The following is a 15,355-nucleotide window of genomic DNA, read 5'->3' as shown; positions in this document are numbered from 1 at the left end:
AAGTTACGAAGTTTATATGGTTTATTGAATACTGCTGTATTTGAGACTTTTTAAAAAGCTGATTGTTTTAAAATCAATAGCTATATAATAATATCCCGATATAAATATTTTTGAAAACAGTTTCTGTTAATCCCTATTTGCTATTGTTTGTTATAAACAGCCAATGCATCTTTTAGTATAGCTACCGACCTGATAAGGTCTTCTTTTTTAAGAACATAAGCAATACGGATCTCATTAAGACCTACACCCGGTGTAGAATAAAACCCGGCTGCCGGTGCTACCATTACCGTTTCTCCATTGTTGTCATAGCTTTCCAATAACCATTGTGCAAAATTATCGGCATTATCAACAGGCAGGCGTGCTATACAATAAAAAGCACCTTTAGGATAGGCAACTGTAACGCCCTCAATTTCGTTTAAGGCTTTTACAAGAGTATCCCTGCGTTCTCTGTATTCGTTAATAACTTCGTCAAAATAGCTTTGAGGAGTGTCCAGTGCCGCCTCACTTGCAATTTGCTCAAAAGTTGGCGGACTAAGCCTTGCCTGGGCAAATTTCATTGCAGTGGCAATTACTTCTTTGTTTTTAGAAACCAAACAGCCAATACGCGCCCCACACATACTGTAACGCTTAGAAACTGAGTCTATCATTATGGCGTGTTGCTCAATGCCCAGAACATTCATTACGCTGTAATGTTTATCTCCGTCATAAGTAAACTCCCTGTAAACCTCATCTGCAATAAGGAAAAGGTCGTGTTTTTTTACAAGCTCTGCTAGCTGGTTTATTTCTTCCTGCGTGTAAAGGTATCCGGTTGGGTTGCCAGGATTGCATATCAAAATGGCTTTAGTGCGCGGAGTTATAAGTTTTTCAAAATCGGCAATAGGTGGTAGGGCAAAGCCTTCATCTATTGTAGATATTACAGGAACTACTGTTACACCCGATGCTACCGAAAAACCATTATAATTGGCATAAAACGGCTCCGGTATAATAATCTCATCTCCTGCGTCTAAAGTGCTTCCTAAGGCAAACAGCAATGCTTCAGATCCTCCTGTGGTTACAATAATATTTTCTGTAGCAACATCAACACCGTTTTTGCGATACGATTCGGCAAGTTTTACCCTGTAGCTTTCAAAACCGGCCGAGTGGCTGTATTCGAGTATGCTGATATGGTTGTTTTTTATAGCCTCAAGAGCTACTTCCGGAGTTTTAATGTCGGGTTGTCCTATGTTAAGGTGGTATACTTTATTGCCTTTTTTCTTGGCAGTTTCTGCATAAGGAACAAGTTTCCTTATAGGGCTTTCGGGCATTTGAGTGCCTTTATTAGATACTTTTGGCATTATTAAAAGTTGTATATTGTTTGTTGGGCAAATTTGCAACATTTATTGGCTACTGCAAAATTAGCCTTATAAAACATTTTTATATCATTACAAAAATGATGATACTTATTAAAGTATTACATTATGTAATATGTATCAGTACTAAGAGGTTTAGGTACATCAGTTTCTTTTAAAAGCTGTTTAATATTTATTTCTATTGTTCTTGCAATTTGTGTTACCGATGTATCGCTTGGGCGGTTTCTAAACGGATCTTGCAAGTGGTAGGCCGTTTTTTCGAGTAAAAAAAATACCATAGAAATTATAATTAATAAAGGTATCTCGTAAGTCAGCATTACACCCTTTAAACCAATAGAAAGTATAATGACGAAAAGATAAATAGTAAAATGAAGTATAAGACGATATGTTGTAGGGAAGACCGTGTTTTTTATGCGTTCGGCCATTCCCATGCTGTCAGAAAATTTTACAAATGTGGTGTTTATTTGTACGTGTATGTAATCGCTTATTATTCCTTTTTGATGTATATCGCTTATTTGTAAAACATTGAGCTGTAAAATTCCCAAAGGTTTATTGTTATTAATTTTAAGGGAATCAATGTCGTCTTTACTCAGAAACGCATCGCAATTAGCTAAAGGCTCCAAATCTCTTAATGATTGCCCAAGCGAGTAGCACCAGGCAATTTGCCTGTAAGCCATGGTCTTAATGTCCTCGGTTGCATTGCCTGATTTTATAAAAGCCTGCATTTGTAAAACAAAGGTGCGGGAGTCGTTTACAATGGCACCCCATACTTTTCGGGCTTCCCACCAACGGTCGTAACTTTGGCTCATTTTAAAAGACAATAAAACCGATATTGCCGTACCTAAAAAGGTAGCAATGGTTAAAGGCATGGCGGGTAAGTAATTGTAAAAGTGTTCGGTTAAATAATGTATGGTAACGCCAATTACAAACACAAAGAGCATTTCGTATTTTACCTTAGAGAATATATAGGAGAGCGGAAGTTTTTTATCTACCAGCATACACAGTGAGTAATAATTACTAATGATTTAATACTTAAAATTAAACATTAAATAGTTTTGTTACAATAGGCATGATGTTGATTGGTAGTTTTTTATAATAAATTTCACACAATTGATAATGTATGATTTATTTATTGTGAATATTGTATTATTATACTTAATTGCAATATTTGGCATTTATTTAATATGTCGTTGTGTAATATTAAGAATATATTGAGCTAACTTAGGAAAACCTAAAAACGCAAAAAAAACTTAATAAATATCGTCATGGAATATTCAGTTAAACCCTCTGTACAAGCCGATGCCCTTAACGCAATGTCTTATGAAAAAGCAGCTGCAAATTTTGAAAATGAAGTTAAAGAAGAGCAGGAACTGTCTTGCTCATTGCAGCTTAAAAATTTATTAATGACTAATTTGAAGTTACTTAAGCTTAATGAAATAAGCGCAATTCTTCTTTTTTAAGTTAAACTACGGGATTTATAATGATGTAACTCTACTTTTCGAATAACTAAAACTACTGTTATGAATAAGGAATTTGATAAAGATAAAGAGGCTTCGGCTGATATTGAAAATCTAAAAAACAAATCTAATATTGACAGGGTTGATTTAGATGATACAGATAAATACCTGTCATTGGAACAACCAGGAGTACAATACACCCATGATACTGATCCTACACGAAATTCTGACCAGGCAGATTACAGCAATGCTGACAATAATGACGAGTGGAGCGATGTTGGCGGCAACAGCAAAAACTCTGATGCTTTCAATCAGGATGATTATATACTTGACGACAATTTAGACCTTGACGAAGATCAAAATCAATCAATTTCGAGCGATGACGATGATTTTGAAGAAAGTAATGAACGTTACACTAATTAAGTATTCTGTTATAGATCTATTGTAATACAAATGATGCAATAGATTCATGATGTAGTTAGTCGATAAATGTAAAATATTATAACAAAGCGAATTATATTATTGTTATATTTGATTTAATATTTTATGTTTTATTTAACTTTTAGCTGCATGAATCATGAAAACTACAGGTGATATAGTGGTTATTGAAGATGATCCGGATGATTATGAAATATTATTGGGCATTTTCGAAGAAGTAATGAAAGAGAAAAACTATGACAACCGTGTTATAGTTTTTGAAGACAGTGTCATGGCTTTAGAATATTTGCAGGATTGCACATCTGAAGTTTTTATGATAATATCGGATATTAACATGCCTCTTTTAGATGGTTTAGAACTGTACCAAACCGTTTCTGCCAATCCTAAATTTATGCACAAAGGCATTCCCTATGTTTTTTTAACTACAGGAGCGGCTCATAAAGAGCATGTATATAAAGCGAGAGATCTGAGTGTGCATGGTTTTTTTGAGAAGCCGTCGAGCCTCAGAGAATATAAGTCACTCATATCTGACATTATGGGCTATTGGCAAAAAACACTGGTTCCCTTTGCCTAAAATATTCTCAATAACATTTATATATGCTCCATTTTTATGGGGCTTTTTTTATGCGTAAAAATACGCAATTGCAAAATTCAGGTAATTGTACTCTAATTTTTTTGACGCTATTGTTGAATCTTTACATCGGTAAAAAATCGACAAATAATGGCAAAATTCACTACTGCTCTTTTAAGACATTCCAGCATTTGGAACATTCCTGAATCTGAGACCAAAGAAATAAACGGTTTTCCTGAGAATGTAATATTTAAATGGAATCAGGGTTATGAAATACTTCATTTTATTAACCGCTATATGGAGCATAGGGGGTGGCATGCACCGGTTACGTTTCAAAAAATAGAATCGGCAATAAAAACACGTCTGCCATTTTCTGCTAAAACACACCACGATGTAAAACTTTGGCTGGATGCCAATGTAAAACCTTAAAACTTATTACTATGTATATGTCCAGATTTGACAAAAAGGCACTGCAATACCAGTATCAGTGGCCTGGAAGAAAAACAATACTTTCGCCAACTTTTCTTGACGAAGATCTTATTGATGTTACAAACGGAAATGACGTGCTTAATTTTATAAACCGTTTTTTTGCGGTTCATGGCCTTATCAGCGATTCATCTTTTACAAGACTTGAATATCTTTTGCGTCATCATTTGCCAATAAATGTAAATTCAAGAAAAGATATTACTGCCTGGATAAAGAAAAACTGGGACAGGAAGTTTTACAATAATTAAATTATCCCAACACCAACCAACCAACCAATATTTTTTTGAGGCCTGTATTATACAAGTTCCCCTATCTTGTATAGTGCAGGCTTTTTCTTTACTATTATTGATGATGATAGGGCTCGTTTCTTAAAATAGTAAATGCCCTGTAAACCTGTTCTGTAAAAAAGAGGCGAACCATTTGATGCGAGAACGTCATGGCTGAAAGCGATACTTTGCCCTGTGCTTTTGCATAGACTTCTTTACTGAAGCCATAAGGCCCTCCAATAACAAATACGAGTGTTTTAATGCCGGAGTTCATCTTTTTTTGAAGCTCTTCACTAAAACTTACACTACTGAAATTTTTTCCGTTCTCGTCAAGCAATATAAGCTGGTCAGTAGGGGAGAGCTTGCTTAAAATAAGTTCGCCTTCTTTATCCTTTTGCTGCGCCTCGCTTAGGTTCTTTACGTTTTTGATATCAGGAATTATCTCCATTTCAAATTTTATATAGAACGACAACCGTTTTTGATAATCGTCTATAAGTGTTTGCAATGCCTTATTATCTGTCTTGCCTATGGCAATAAGTTTGATATTCATTTTTTTGGGTTTCTTAGGAACTTAGATACAGTGGGATTAAGCTAAACCAAAAGTTACAAATTTATTTATATGCTTTGTTGAGTTAAAGATTAAAGTAGCTAAATTTCTTAGTTACTAACTAAAGAAATAAACTCATCTTCACTAATAATTTTCACGCCCAATTGATTAGCTTTTTCAAGTTTAGCAGGCCCCATATTATCTCCGGCAACAACATAATGTGTTTTAGATGAGATAGAACTGCCTACTTTACCGCCGTTATCTTCAATAGCTTTTTTAAGTTCATCGCGCGAAAATTTCTCAAATACACCCGATACCACTAAGGTTTGCCCGGCAAGTTTGTTGCTCACGGTAGTATCAGGCACTGCCATAGCTTCAAGCTGAACTCCGTAACCTTTAAGACGTTCGATAATTTTTCTGTTCTCTTCGTTATAGAAAAAGTCCATTACACTCTGTGCAATGCGCTCGCCAATTTCGTCTACCAAAACAAGATCCAGTAAAGTGGCATGAGCCAAATTATCGATGCTTTTATAATGCTTTGCCAGTTTTTTAGCTACAGTTTCGCCAACATAACGTATACCAAGTGCGTATAGTACACGTTCAAACGGAACCTGTTTGGAGTTTTCAATACCGTTGATAAGATTATCGGCCGATTTATCTGCCATGCGTTCCAAAGGCACTACCTGTTCTTTTTTCAGTTCATACAGGTCGGCATAATTATGTACAAGGTCAGAGTTGTAAAGCAAGGCAACAGTCTCTCCTCCAAGTCCTTCAATATCCATGGCTTTGCGCGATATGTAGTGTTGAATGCGACCAATTATTTGTGGTGGGCAACCGTAAAAATTAGGGCAGTAGTGCTGTGCCTCACCGGGTTTGCGTTCAAGATCGGTAAAACATTCTGGACATTTGGTTATGTATATGGTTTCTTCCGAATCTTCAGGGCGTTTAGTAAAATCTACCGAAATAATTTTCGGGATGATCTCTCCGCCTTTTTCTACAAAAACCTCGTCTCCAACCCTTACATCAAGTTTGGCTATCTGATCTGCATTGTGCAATGAAGCGCGTTTAACTACAGTGCCGGCAAGTTGTACAGGTTCAAGGTTGGCAACGGGCGTAATAGCACCTGTGCGCCCTACCTGATAAGATATAGAGTTTAGTCGTGTAGCAACCCTTTCGGCCTTAAACTTGTATGCCACCGCCCATCGTGGCGATTTGGCGGTATAGCCCAACTCTTCCTGCTGGTGCAGGTCGTTAACCTTAATTACCACGCCATCGGTTTCATAGGGCAGGTCATGGCGGTGGGTGTCCCAATGGTCTATAAATGCAATAACCTCGTCCATAGACTTTGCAAGAGCAGCCTGTTTAGGTACTTTAAAGCCCCATTGGCGTGCTTTGTCAAGTCCTTCGAACTGAGTTTTAAAATTTAGATTGTTTCCAACAATCGAATACAGTAAACAGTCTAGCGGGCGTTTGGCAACTTCGGCACTGTCCTGCAGTTTCAGGCTGCCCGAAGCAGTGTTTCGCGGATTGGAATAAGGAGTTTCTCCTATCTCAACCAATTCTTTATTCATCCTTGCAAAGCCTTCAAAAGGAAGTATTATTTCGCCGCGGATGTCAAATTTAGCAGGATAATCTCCTTTAAGTTTTACCGGTACAGACCGTATGGTTTTTATATTGGTGGTAACTTCATCTCCCTGAAAACCATCGCCACGTGTAACAGCCTTGGCAAGTCTTCCATTTTCATAAGTAATGCTTATAGACGCTCCGTCATACTTAAGTTCGCAGGTATATTCTACATCAGTAGTACCTAAGCCTTTGTGTACACGTTTTTCCCATTCGAGCAGTTCTTCTTTTGAGTAAGAATTATCCAGCGAGTACATGCGTGTTTCATGTACAACAGTATTGAAATTTTTGGTAATGGCACCTCCTACACGCTGTGTGGGAGAATTTTCGTCAAAATATTCAGGATGTTTTGCTTCAAGTTCCTGCAGCTCTTTCAGTTTGATGTCAAACTCGAAATCGGTAATAGTTGCATTATCAAGAACATAATAGTTGTAATTGTGCTGATTAAGTTCTTCACGAAGTGCCTGAATCTTTTGTAAGATGTCCATTTAATACATGTTAGTTTTGTTTTGCTAATTTAACCAACTTTTAAAAAATGGGAAATGTTTTGTTAGTAAAGTTGCTAAGTCTCTTAGATCATGAGAGACTTAGCAGCTAAAAAATTATAACCTAAATACCCCACCAACAGATATCATTCTCTGAAAATAAGTAAAGTGCTGAGAAGCCCTGTCTGCACCGTTATACGTAGTGCGAATATCATTCATATCAATATAGCCCGTTTTTAATGCGGTATGTATAAAGTAATGTTTTAAAAACGTAATATTTATACCTGCTTCTGCCGATATACCAAATCCGGAAATATGGAAATTATCGTGACGTTCTTTACCCAAAACCATAGCATTGGTTTTAGGATATAATATACCTCCATATATCCCCTCTGTAAGGTTAATCTGTATAATGTCGGTATTTGTTATTCCTAAATATTTAGAAAAATCATCTATACGAGATATTCCTGTGTTAATAAAATTGAGACCATCGGTATGTTCAAAAGTCAAAAAGTCTTCAGTCAGTACAACAGGCACATTATTATAGTTGCCGTTATGTGCCGCCCCTGCCTGATCTGCCGGAAGGTTAATGTACCCGTTTGCACGTACGGGCACAAATTGAGTCATTACATATTTCATGTGGTCTAAGCCTATACCAATACTGTAATGATCGTTAATGTAATAACCTATTCTTAAGTTGGTTTGCGGAATGGTCATTCGCGCGGGGTTAACATAATCTATACTCCAGCCTTTGGGCTTGTCATGAGCACCTACATCATAAAGTGTAAAATTGTAATCGTCGCCTTTAAAATTAATGTCTGACCTTGAGTAGCTTTCGCGATTTCCGCCCCAGTAAATAAAAAATTTCCCTTTGTTGTGTGCTGTATATCTTTCGGGGGCATTTACAGTATTTTCCTGAGAAAAGATAGAATGGGAGAAGATACTAAAGATAAACATTGTCTTTAGTAATAGTTGTTTAGAAACCTGCATTGTGATTGATTGATGTGAGAGAAATAAAAATATTAAACCTAAAATTTGATTAACAAAACCCTCTCCGGTTATGCTAATTAAAAAATCTGTGCAAAGATAAGAGATAAAAATCTTTTGTAAGATTTTATTTAATCAAACTTCATTTAAATCAACGTTTTAATTGATACCTTTTTAAATTCATTTTGCAGTCATCAAACTCTTAAAAACTAACTTATAAATAAATAACAAATAACGTTTTGCCGAAAATTTCCCTCTTTGCAAATAATTAACTATTTTCGTACGCGAATAAAAACAGCAAATAATTTTACCATGAAATACGATATTATTGTTTTAGGTAGTGGTCCCGGCGGTTATGTAACAGCTATAAGGGCTTCTCAGTTAGGCTTTAAAGTAGCTATTGTAGAAAAAGAGAACCTTGGTGGCATTTGCCTTAACTGGGGGTGTATACCTACAAAAGCATTACTTAAAAGTGCTCAGGTGTTTGATTACCTTAAACATGCTGCCGATTATGGCCTTACTGTAAACGAATTTGATAAGGATTTTGGCGCTGTTGTAGCCCGTAGCCGCGGTGTAGCCGAAGGTATGAGCAAAGGTGTTCAGTTCCTTATGAAAAAGAACAAGATCGAAGTTATTTTTGGTACCGGAAAAGTTAAACCGGGCAAAAAAATAGATGTTACTGATAAAGATGGCAATGTTACAGAACTTAGTGCCGACCATATTATTATTGCTACAGGCGCACGCAGCCGCGAATTGCCTAACCTTCCGCAGGATGGTAAAAAAGTTATAGGCTACCGTCAGGCAATGGTATTGCCGGAGCAGCCTAAAAGCATGATCGTTGTTGGATCTGGTGCTATAGGCGTAGAGTTTGCTCATTTTTACAACTCTATGGGTACAAAAGTTACCATTGTAGAGTTTATGCCAAATATTGTTCCTGTTGAAGATGAAGAGGTGTCTAAGCAATTTGAACGCTCAATCAAAAAGGCGGGCATTGAGGTTATGACCAACGCTTCTGTAGAAAAAGTAGATACAAGCGGCGAAGGTGTTAAAGCAACAGTAAAAACTGCTAATGGCGAAATAACGCTTGAGGCTGATATCTTACTATCTGCTGTAGGTATTAAATCGAACATAGAGAACATTGGTCTTGAAGAAGTAGGTATTGCTACTGATAGGGATAAGGTTCTTGTAAACGCATACTATCAAACTAACATACCGGGTTATTACGCTATTGGAGATATCGTTCCCGGTCAGGCGCTTGCTCACGTTGCATCTGCGGAAGGTATTACCTGTGTTGAAAAAATCGCAGGGCTTCACGTAGATCCAATCGACTACGGAAACATACCGGGCTGTACTTATGCTACTCCTGAAATTGCTTCAGTAGGTTTAACAGAGAAAGCGGCTAAAGAAAAAGGTTACGACATTAAAGTAGGTAAATTCCCATTCAGTGCTTCTGGTAAAGCTAAGGCTTCAGGAGCGGCCGACGGTTTTGTAAAAGTTATCTTTGATGCTAAATATGGCGAATGGTTAGGATGCCATATGATAGGTGCCGGCGTTACCGATATGATTGCGGAAGCTGTTGTAGCCCGTAAGCTTGAAACTACAGGTCACGAAATTATTAAATCGGTTCACCCACACCCTACAATGAGTGAGGCAATTATGGAAGCTGCCGCTGCTGCCTATGGCGAGGTGATACACATCTAATCTAATACAAGATTGCAGATTTAAGTTTCTGCTTAATTATATAAAGATCCGTCCTTAAAGTTTTTTAAGGACGGATTTTGTATTTTTATAGTATGAATTATTTATCCTTACTTTCCTTTTTACTTTTTTTTACAGCCTACTTTGGGCTGATGTATTTTTTAGTTCTAAAGAGGCAAAACGAAAATAAAAATATTTCTGATTATCTATTGTCACAACTTGATAACAAAATAATATATTCAAGAAAAAATATAAAAGCAGATGTTTACGGTTCTGGTAAAAAAAATCAGAATCTATATTTTAGCTATTGTGATCTTTATGTAATTCCCGATGCTATATTTCTTATAACTTATTCTAAATTCATTAATAAGCCAATGCAATCTATGCCACTAATGATTACAAATAACTCTGATTTATATAATGCCTTTAATACGAATGGAATAGTTCCAGAAATAAAAAAAATAAATCCAGATTCTTTTTCTAATGAGGTTTATATTGACTATGGAGAATCAACGCTTGACAGTACAAATATAACCATCCATCTAAAAAATCTTAGTGAACAGGAAAGAAATTATTTCAGGTTTTAAAGCAATCAATTAATAAATGTTTTTATTGGAACTAAGGTTAATAAATTTTATGAACTTTGTAACCAATCTATAATATCAGTTCCATATTAACAATTTATCCAAAGCGATTAAAAAGGTAATTATAAGAGCTACTACTTTTTACGCAATAGTTTCTACATTAGACTTGATATTTATTTAAAATTTCTATTCTTCCTCTGAAGTATGCGATTTAGAATACACGCGCCATTTTTCAATACATTCCTGCATATCGGCAGGCAATTTTGAATCAAAGCGCATAAATTCATGTGTTGTAGGGTGTTCAAAGCCCAAAGTCTTAGCATGCAGTGCCTGCCTTGGCAATACTTTAAAACAGTTGTCTACAAACTGTTTATATTTCGTAAAAGTAGTACCTTTAAGTATCTTATCACCGCCATATCGCTCATCATTAAAGAGTGTGTGCCCAATGTGTTTCATATGTACGCGTATTTGGTGCGTACGTCCGGTTTCGAGCTTACACGAAACTAGCGTTACATATCCCAAACGTTCTAAAACTTTATAGTGCGTAACGGCATATTTGCCCTGTTCATCATTATCAAAAACAGCCATTTGCATGCGGTCTTTTACATGGCGGCCTACATAATTTTCTACGGTACCTTCTTCTTCTTCAATATTACCCCAAACAAGGGCAATATATTCGCGTTCAGATGTTTTGTCTGCAAACTGCTGCGCTAAAAAACTCATGGCATGCTCTGTTTTGGCAATTACCAAAAGCCCCGATGTATCTTTATCAATGCGGTGCACAAGTCCGGGTCTTTCGCTGCTGTTCATGGGCAGGTTCTCAAAATGATAAGCTAAAGCATTTACCAATGTACCTGAGTAATTGCCATGCCCCGGATGCACCACCATGCCCGGCTCTTTATTTATAACCAGCAGTTGGTCGTCTTCATAAACAATATCAAGCGGTATGTTCTCCGGAGTAAGTAAATATTCATAAGGCGGATGCTCCAAAAGCATACGCACAATATCATTCGCCTTAACTTTATAGTTAGATTTTACAGCAACATCATTTACATAAATATTTCCCGCATCGGCCGCCTTTTGTATTTTGCTTCGCGTAGCATTTTCAATTAGGTTCATTAAAAACTTATCTACACGCAACGGCTGCTGCCCTTTGCCCGCCTCAAAGCGGTGATGCTCATATAGTTCATCTTCATCAGCATTCTGCTCTACTATAGGCTTGCTATTCATCATCTTTATTATTTGCCGGAAGTTCGGTATTTTCGTTTACAACAGTTACAGTGTCAGTATCCTGAAAGCCAATTTTTCCGTCTCCCAAAATAAGGTCTATTTTAGAGGCTTTCATAACCTTATCGCCAGGCTTAAGGGTTTTACCGTTTTGCTTCATTTCAAGAACTACATCTTTTGCCAGATAAGGAATATAGGTTTTAGTACCCTCTTCAAGTCCGATGGCTTTAAGTGTAGGTATGGCCTGCCTGTATGTTTTTTGTATAAGGTCGGGTAGGGTAATAGCGGCATAACCGCCCGCATTTACCTTAATATATATTTTTCGGTTCTCTTTTACATTGGTATTTGGCAGTGGATCCTGCTCAACAATGGTATATGGAGGATATTCTGACCTGAAATCTACGGTATCAAGCACTACGTATTCCAAATCTATGCCCTCAAGCTTTTCTCCTGCCTTAGTCAAAGTAAGTTTACGCAAATCCGGCACAGGTATTTTGTTTCCGTGGTTGGTAGTAATGGTAAGCCATTGCAGCAACAAAAACACCACTACAACAATGATGACTACTGCAATACCTATCTGTTTAAAAAAAACTTTGCTTGTCAAAAAAATCTTCAGGCTCATGTAAATCAGTTTTCGCAAAGATATAAATAATACTAAACTTTATGAGTTTAAGCAAATAATGATATTTTTGTGTGGGCAAAAAGCCTCTATTAAACCACTATTTAAATGAACATAGCAGTAGTAATGGGCGGATATTCAGATGAATCCGTTATATCTATACGCAGCGGCCAGCTGATACTTAACAACCTTGACCGTACAAAATATACACCTTATGAGGTACATATACTGCCTGAAGGATGGAATGTGGTTATTGATAATGAAAAAACAGCCATAGACAAAAGCGATTTTTCGTTCACAAAAGACAGCAAAAAGATAACTTTTGACGTTGTTGTAAATACCATACACGGTACTCCGGGCGAAGACGGCCATATGCAGGCCTATTGGGAGCTACTCAACCTGCCATATACAGGCTGTGGTTTTTATCAAAGTGCGCTTACGTTTAATAAACGTGATACTTTAAGTGTGCTTTCTAAATTTAATATACCGCGTGCAAAATCTATATACCTTACTAAAGGCGATGTGATAACTTCACAGGAAATTGTAGATACTCTTGGTTTGCCTTTTATGGTGAAGCCTAATCAGAGTGGTAGCAGTCTTGGCGTAAGTAAAGTAAATGACATTAGCGAACTTGACAAAGCGCTTGAATTTGCTTTTGCCCAAGACAGCGATATACTTATAGAATCATACCTTAAGGGTACAGAGGTATCGGTTGGTGTACTTAATTATAAAGACAAGACCACTGTATTGGGATTGACCGAAATAGTGTCTCATAACGACTTTTTTGATTATGAAGCCAAATACCTCGGAAAATCAGAAGAGATTACACCTGCACGCCTGGATGAAGCGACTGAGCAAAGAGTGCGCGAAACGGCTGCCAAAGCTTATGAGGCTTTAGGTATGAGTGGTTTTAGCCGTACTGATTTTATTGTTATGGATGGAGAGCCTCATTTTATAGAAATTAATACCAATCCGGGACTGTCTCCGCAAAGTATATTTCCGCAGCAGGCACAGCATGCCGGAATAGCCATGAGCGATTTGTTTGACAACGAAATAAAACTGGCTTTAAACAGGAAACGTTTGCTGAAATAATTTTTTTACGATAGTCAACATAAATATATAAGGCCGAAAGCATTGCTTTCGGCCTTATATGTTTATGCTAATTTTCGTTTATAAAAGCAACACTGTGTCCTGCTACAATTGCAGCGGTTTCTGTACGCAAACGGGTGTTTCCTAACGACACCGGAACGTAGTTTAAACTCAAAGCCTGTGTAATTTCTTTATTAGAGAAATCGCCCTCCGGGCCTATCAGTATTGTAACCTGCTGTTGTGGCTGCAGGACATGTTTTAATAGTTTTTTATCAGTCTCCTCGCAGTGTGCAATAAAAAGCTGTCCTGTTTTTTGATTGCTGACAAAAGTGCTGAATGGCGTAGGCTCATGCAACACCGGCATATAATATTGTAAAGACTGTTTCATGGCACTTTGCAATATTTTTTCAAAACGGTCGGCTTTAAAAACAGTACGTTCGCTGTGGTCGCAAATAATGGGTGTGATCTCTGTAATGCCAATTTCAACAGCCTTTTCTAAAAACCATTCATAACGGTCGTTAAGCTTGGTAGGGGCAACCGCAAGATGAAGAGAGTAGGGTATAGCTTCAAAGAATTGCTCATCAGTTATTTTTACCTCACATTTTTTTTCGTTGGCAAAAATAATTTCAGAGCTAAATAAATATCCTTTGCCGTTTGTAATATGTACACTGTCGCCTTCTTTTTTACGCAGTACTTTTACAATATGTCGGCTTTCTTCTTTATCAAATAAAAAAGATGCAGCGCCGGGATTAATATCGGGGTTATAAAATAGTTGCATTACAGTTCTATTCTTGCTTTAGATGTTGTAGCAGCATCGCTAAACTGCTGCTCTAAATATTTGTGGTAGCCTACAATGCCTATCATGGCAGCGTTGTCGGTAGTATATTCAAATTTAGGAACAAAGGTTTTCCATCCGTATTTTTTTTGTGCATCGGTCAGCGCCTTACGGATACCGCTATTTGCCGAAACCCCTCCGCCAATGGCTACCTGTTTAATACCTGTTTCTTTTACAGCCAGTTTCAGCTTGTCCATTAAAATATTAATGATGGTGTGCTGTATAGAAGCACAAATATCATTTATGTTTTCGGCTATAAAATTAGGATTGGCGGCAATATTTTTTTGTACAAAATAAAGTATCTGGGTTTTTAATCCGCTAAAGCTAAAATCGAGCCCCGGCACTTTAGGTTTGGTAAAAGCAAAGGCCTTTGGGTTGCCAAGCTGGGCATATTTATCTACCAATGGCCCACCGGGATAGGGAAGGCCAAGAATTTTGGCACTTTTATCAAAAGCTTCGCCAACGGCATCATCGGTCGTTTCGCCAATAACCTGCATGTCAAAAAAGCTGTTTACCTTAACAATTTGTGTGTGTCCGCCACTAATGGTCATGGCCAGGAACGGAAAAACAGGTTTATCAAAACCCTCTTCGTCTATAAAATGGGCAAGTATGTGCGCCTGCATGTGGTTAACCGCTATCAGTGGTACATTCAGAGCCTGCGCCATAGATTTTGCAAACGAGCTGCCCACTAATAAAGATCCCATTAGCCCAGGCCCCTGTGTAAAGGCAACCGCACTAAGCTGCGATTTTTGTATGCCGGCCCTTTCCAGCGCAACATCTATAACCGGAACTATGTTTTGCTGGTGTGCACGTGAGGCAAGTTCGGGCACTACGCCTCCATATTGCTCGTGTATTTTTTGTCCTGCCACAACATTGCTAAGCACTTTGTCGTTGCACATTACAGCGGCCGCAGTATCATCGCATGAGCTTTCTATAGATAGTATGTATGTTGGGTTTTCTGCCATATTTTGAGGCACAGATTTTGAGTTACTAAAAAACGGTTAAAGGCTTATTAACGATTGTAAAATTATCTACTTTTGTTGTTTGGCTTTCAACCCCAAAAAACAGTACAAATTTAAAACAAATAGCAGTAT

The 15,355-nt window shown here is 37.4% G+C and carries 17 protein-coding genes; 8 read left to right on the top strand and 9 right to left on the bottom strand.

From position 1 onward, the window contains the following. Positions 1–140 precede the first annotated feature (140 nt). Together GR160_RS05415 and GR160_RS05410 are read right to left on the bottom strand one after the other, a co-directional pair. Complete coding sequence (locus GR160_RS05415; RefSeq protein WP_160748800.1) at positions 141–1,334, bottom strand: pyridoxal phosphate-dependent aminotransferase; 1,194 nt, start codon at positions 1,332–1,334, stop codon at positions 141–143. Between the two features lie 116 nt (positions 1,335–1,450). Continuing rightward, entirely contained in the window at positions 1,451–2,347 is an 897-nt protein-coding gene (locus tag GR160_RS05410) for a bestrophin family protein (RefSeq protein WP_160748799.1), read from the bottom strand. Between the two features lie 267 nt (positions 2,348–2,614). Between GR160_RS05410 and GR160_RS05405 the strand changes: the two genes are divergently transcribed. The 5 genes from GR160_RS05405 (at position 2,615) to GR160_RS05385 (ending at position 4,549) form a co-directional block, all read left to right on the top strand. Then, positions 2,615–2,809: a hypothetical protein gene (locus GR160_RS05405; protein ID WP_160748798.1), complete on the top strand. Its 195-nt coding sequence runs from the start codon at positions 2,615–2,617 to the stop codon at positions 2,807–2,809. Positions 2,810–2,869: 60 nt separating this feature from the next. Next, on the top strand, positions 2,870–3,229 hold the full coding sequence (locus GR160_RS05400; protein WP_160748797.1) for a hypothetical protein: 360 nt from the start codon (positions 2,870–2,872) through the stop codon (positions 3,227–3,229). Between the two features lie 154 nt (positions 3,230–3,383). Continuing rightward, positions 3,384–3,818, top strand: coding sequence for a response regulator (locus GR160_RS05395; protein WP_160748796.1), 435 nt, complete (start codon positions 3,384–3,386; stop codon positions 3,816–3,818). Between the two features lie 147 nt (positions 3,819–3,965). Continuing rightward, complete coding sequence (locus tag GR160_RS05390; RefSeq protein ID WP_160748795.1) at positions 3,966–4,244, top strand: hypothetical protein; 279 nt, start codon at positions 3,966–3,968, stop codon at positions 4,242–4,244. Between the two features lie 11 nt (positions 4,245–4,255). After that, on the top strand, positions 4,256–4,549 hold the full coding sequence (locus GR160_RS05385) for a hypothetical protein (RefSeq protein ID WP_160748794.1): 294 nt from the start codon (positions 4,256–4,258) through the stop codon (positions 4,547–4,549). Positions 4,550–4,643: 94 nt separating this feature from the next. On the opposite strand, the gene rlmH is transcribed toward GR160_RS05385, so the two are convergent. From rlmH to GR160_RS05370, 3 genes are all read right to left on the bottom strand, one after another. Continuing rightward, positions 4,644–5,117 carry a 23S rRNA (pseudouridine(1915)-N(3))-methyltransferase RlmH gene (gene rlmH, locus GR160_RS05380; protein ID WP_160748793.1) on the bottom strand — a complete coding sequence of 158 codons (474 nt, stop codon included), beginning with the start codon at positions 5,115–5,117 and terminating at the stop codon, positions 4,644–4,646. A 107-nt stretch (positions 5,118–5,224) separates the two neighbouring features. Beyond that, positions 5,225–7,225, bottom strand: a complete 2,001-nt coding sequence (ligA, locus tag GR160_RS05375; protein ID WP_160748792.1) for an NAD-dependent DNA ligase LigA — start codon at positions 7,223–7,225, stop codon at positions 5,225–5,227. A gap of 114 nt (positions 7,226–7,339) precedes the next feature. After that, positions 7,340–8,179: a hypothetical protein gene (locus GR160_RS05370; protein ID WP_160748791.1), complete on the bottom strand. Its 840-nt coding sequence runs from the start codon at positions 8,177–8,179 to the stop codon at positions 7,340–7,342. A gap of 342 nt (positions 8,180–8,521) precedes the next feature. Here GR160_RS05370 and lpdA point away from each other — a divergent pair, with 342 nt between their 5' ends. Both lpdA and GR160_RS05360 read left to right on the top strand, forming a co-directional pair. Beyond that, complete coding sequence (lpdA, locus tag GR160_RS05365; RefSeq protein ID WP_160748790.1) at positions 8,522–9,910, top strand: dihydrolipoyl dehydrogenase; 1,389 nt, start codon at positions 8,522–8,524, stop codon at positions 9,908–9,910. A gap of 92 nt (positions 9,911–10,002) precedes the next feature. Then, positions 10,003–10,494 carry a hypothetical protein gene (locus GR160_RS05360; protein ID WP_160748789.1) on the top strand — a complete coding sequence of 164 codons (492 nt, stop codon included), beginning with the start codon at positions 10,003–10,005 and terminating at the stop codon, positions 10,492–10,494. 183 nt (positions 10,495–10,677) lie between these two features. Here GR160_RS05360 and GR160_RS05355 read toward each other — a convergent pair whose 3' ends face one another. Further along, positions 10,678–11,721: an RluA family pseudouridine synthase gene (locus GR160_RS05355; protein WP_160748995.1), complete on the bottom strand. Its 1,044-nt coding sequence runs from the start codon at positions 11,719–11,721 to the stop codon at positions 10,678–10,680. Further along, entirely contained in the window at positions 11,714–12,340 is a 627-nt protein-coding gene (locus GR160_RS05350) for a PASTA domain-containing protein (RefSeq protein ID WP_160748788.1), read from the bottom strand. The genes GR160_RS05355 and GR160_RS05350 overlap by 8 nt, the downstream gene beginning before the upstream one ends. A 105-nt stretch (positions 12,341–12,445) precedes the next feature. Between GR160_RS05350 and GR160_RS05345 the strand changes: the two genes are divergently transcribed. After that, positions 12,446–13,429 carry a D-alanine--D-alanine ligase gene (locus GR160_RS05345; RefSeq protein WP_160748787.1) on the top strand — a complete coding sequence of 328 codons (984 nt, stop codon included), beginning with the start codon at positions 12,446–12,448 and terminating at the stop codon, positions 13,427–13,429. Between the two features lie 67 nt (positions 13,430–13,496). Here GR160_RS05345 and GR160_RS05340 read toward each other — a convergent pair whose 3' ends face one another. Together GR160_RS05340 and tsaD are read right to left on the bottom strand one after the other, a co-directional pair. Then, positions 13,497–14,204, bottom strand: a complete 708-nt coding sequence (locus GR160_RS05340; protein ID WP_160748786.1) for a 16S rRNA (uracil(1498)-N(3))-methyltransferase — start codon at positions 14,202–14,204, stop codon at positions 13,497–13,499. Beyond that, on the bottom strand, positions 14,204–15,226 hold the full coding sequence (gene tsaD, locus GR160_RS05335) for a tRNA (adenosine(37)-N6)-threonylcarbamoyltransferase complex transferase subunit TsaD (protein WP_160748785.1): 1,023 nt from the start codon (positions 15,224–15,226) through the stop codon (positions 14,204–14,206). The genes GR160_RS05340 and tsaD overlap by 1 nt, the downstream gene beginning before the upstream one ends. Between the last annotated feature and the right edge of the window lie 129 nt (positions 15,227–15,355).

Origin of the sequence: Flavobacterium sp. Sd200 (genome assembly GCF_009826935.1) — a bacterium.
Lineage (GTDB): Bacteria > Bacteroidota > Bacteroidia > Flavobacteriales > Flavobacteriaceae > Flavobacterium.
This window is presented reverse-complemented; position numbering and strand designations above follow the sequence as displayed.

Bases quoted from the DNA above. Each gene is read 5' to 3' on its own strand.
- GR160_RS05415 (WP_160748800.1), bottom strand. From the start codon at position 1,334: ATGCCAAAAGTATCTAATAAAGGCACTCAAATGCCCGAAAGCCCTATA.
- GR160_RS05410 (WP_160748799.1), bottom strand. From the start codon at position 2,347: ATGCTGGTAGATAAAAAACTTCCGCTCTCCTATATATTCTCTAAGGTA.
- GR160_RS05405 (WP_160748798.1), top strand. From the start codon at position 2,615: ATGGAATATTCAGTTAAACCCTCTGTACAAGCCGATGCCCTTAACGCA.
- GR160_RS05400 (WP_160748797.1), top strand. From the start codon at position 2,870: ATGAATAAGGAATTTGATAAAGATAAAGAGGCTTCGGCTGATATTGAA.
- GR160_RS05395 (WP_160748796.1), top strand. From the start codon at position 3,384: ATGAAAACTACAGGTGATATAGTGGTTATTGAAGATGATCCGGATGAT.
- GR160_RS05390 (WP_160748795.1), top strand. From the start codon at position 3,966: ATGGCAAAATTCACTACTGCTCTTTTAAGACATTCCAGCATTTGGAAC.
- GR160_RS05385 (WP_160748794.1), top strand. From the start codon at position 4,256: ATGTATATGTCCAGATTTGACAAAAAGGCACTGCAATACCAGTATCAG.
- rlmH (WP_160748793.1), bottom strand. From the start codon at position 5,117: ATGAATATCAAACTTATTGCCATAGGCAAGACAGATAATAAGGCATTG.
- ligA (WP_160748792.1), bottom strand. From the start codon at position 7,225: ATGGACATCTTACAAAAGATTCAGGCACTTCGTGAAGAACTTAATCAG.
- GR160_RS05370 (WP_160748791.1), bottom strand. From the start codon at position 8,179: ATGTTTATCTTTAGTATCTTCTCCCATTCTATCTTTTCTCAGGAAAAT.
- lpdA (WP_160748790.1), top strand. From the start codon at position 8,522: ATGAAATACGATATTATTGTTTTAGGTAGTGGTCCCGGCGGTTATGTA.
- GR160_RS05360 (WP_160748789.1), top strand. From the start codon at position 10,003: ATGAATTATTTATCCTTACTTTCCTTTTTACTTTTTTTTACAGCCTAC.
- GR160_RS05355 (WP_160748995.1), bottom strand. From the start codon at position 11,721: ATGAATAGCAAGCCTATAGTAGAGCAGAATGCTGATGAAGATGAACTA.
- GR160_RS05350 (WP_160748788.1), bottom strand. From the start codon at position 12,340: ATGAGCCTGAAGATTTTTTTGACAAGCAAAGTTTTTTTTAAACAGATA.
- GR160_RS05345 (WP_160748787.1), top strand. From the start codon at position 12,446: ATGAACATAGCAGTAGTAATGGGCGGATATTCAGATGAATCCGTTATA.
- GR160_RS05340 (WP_160748786.1), bottom strand. From the start codon at position 14,204: ATGCAACTATTTTATAACCCCGATATTAATCCCGGCGCTGCATCTTTT.
- tsaD (WP_160748785.1), bottom strand. From the start codon at position 15,226: ATGGCAGAAAACCCAACATACATACTATCTATAGAAAGCTCATGCGAT.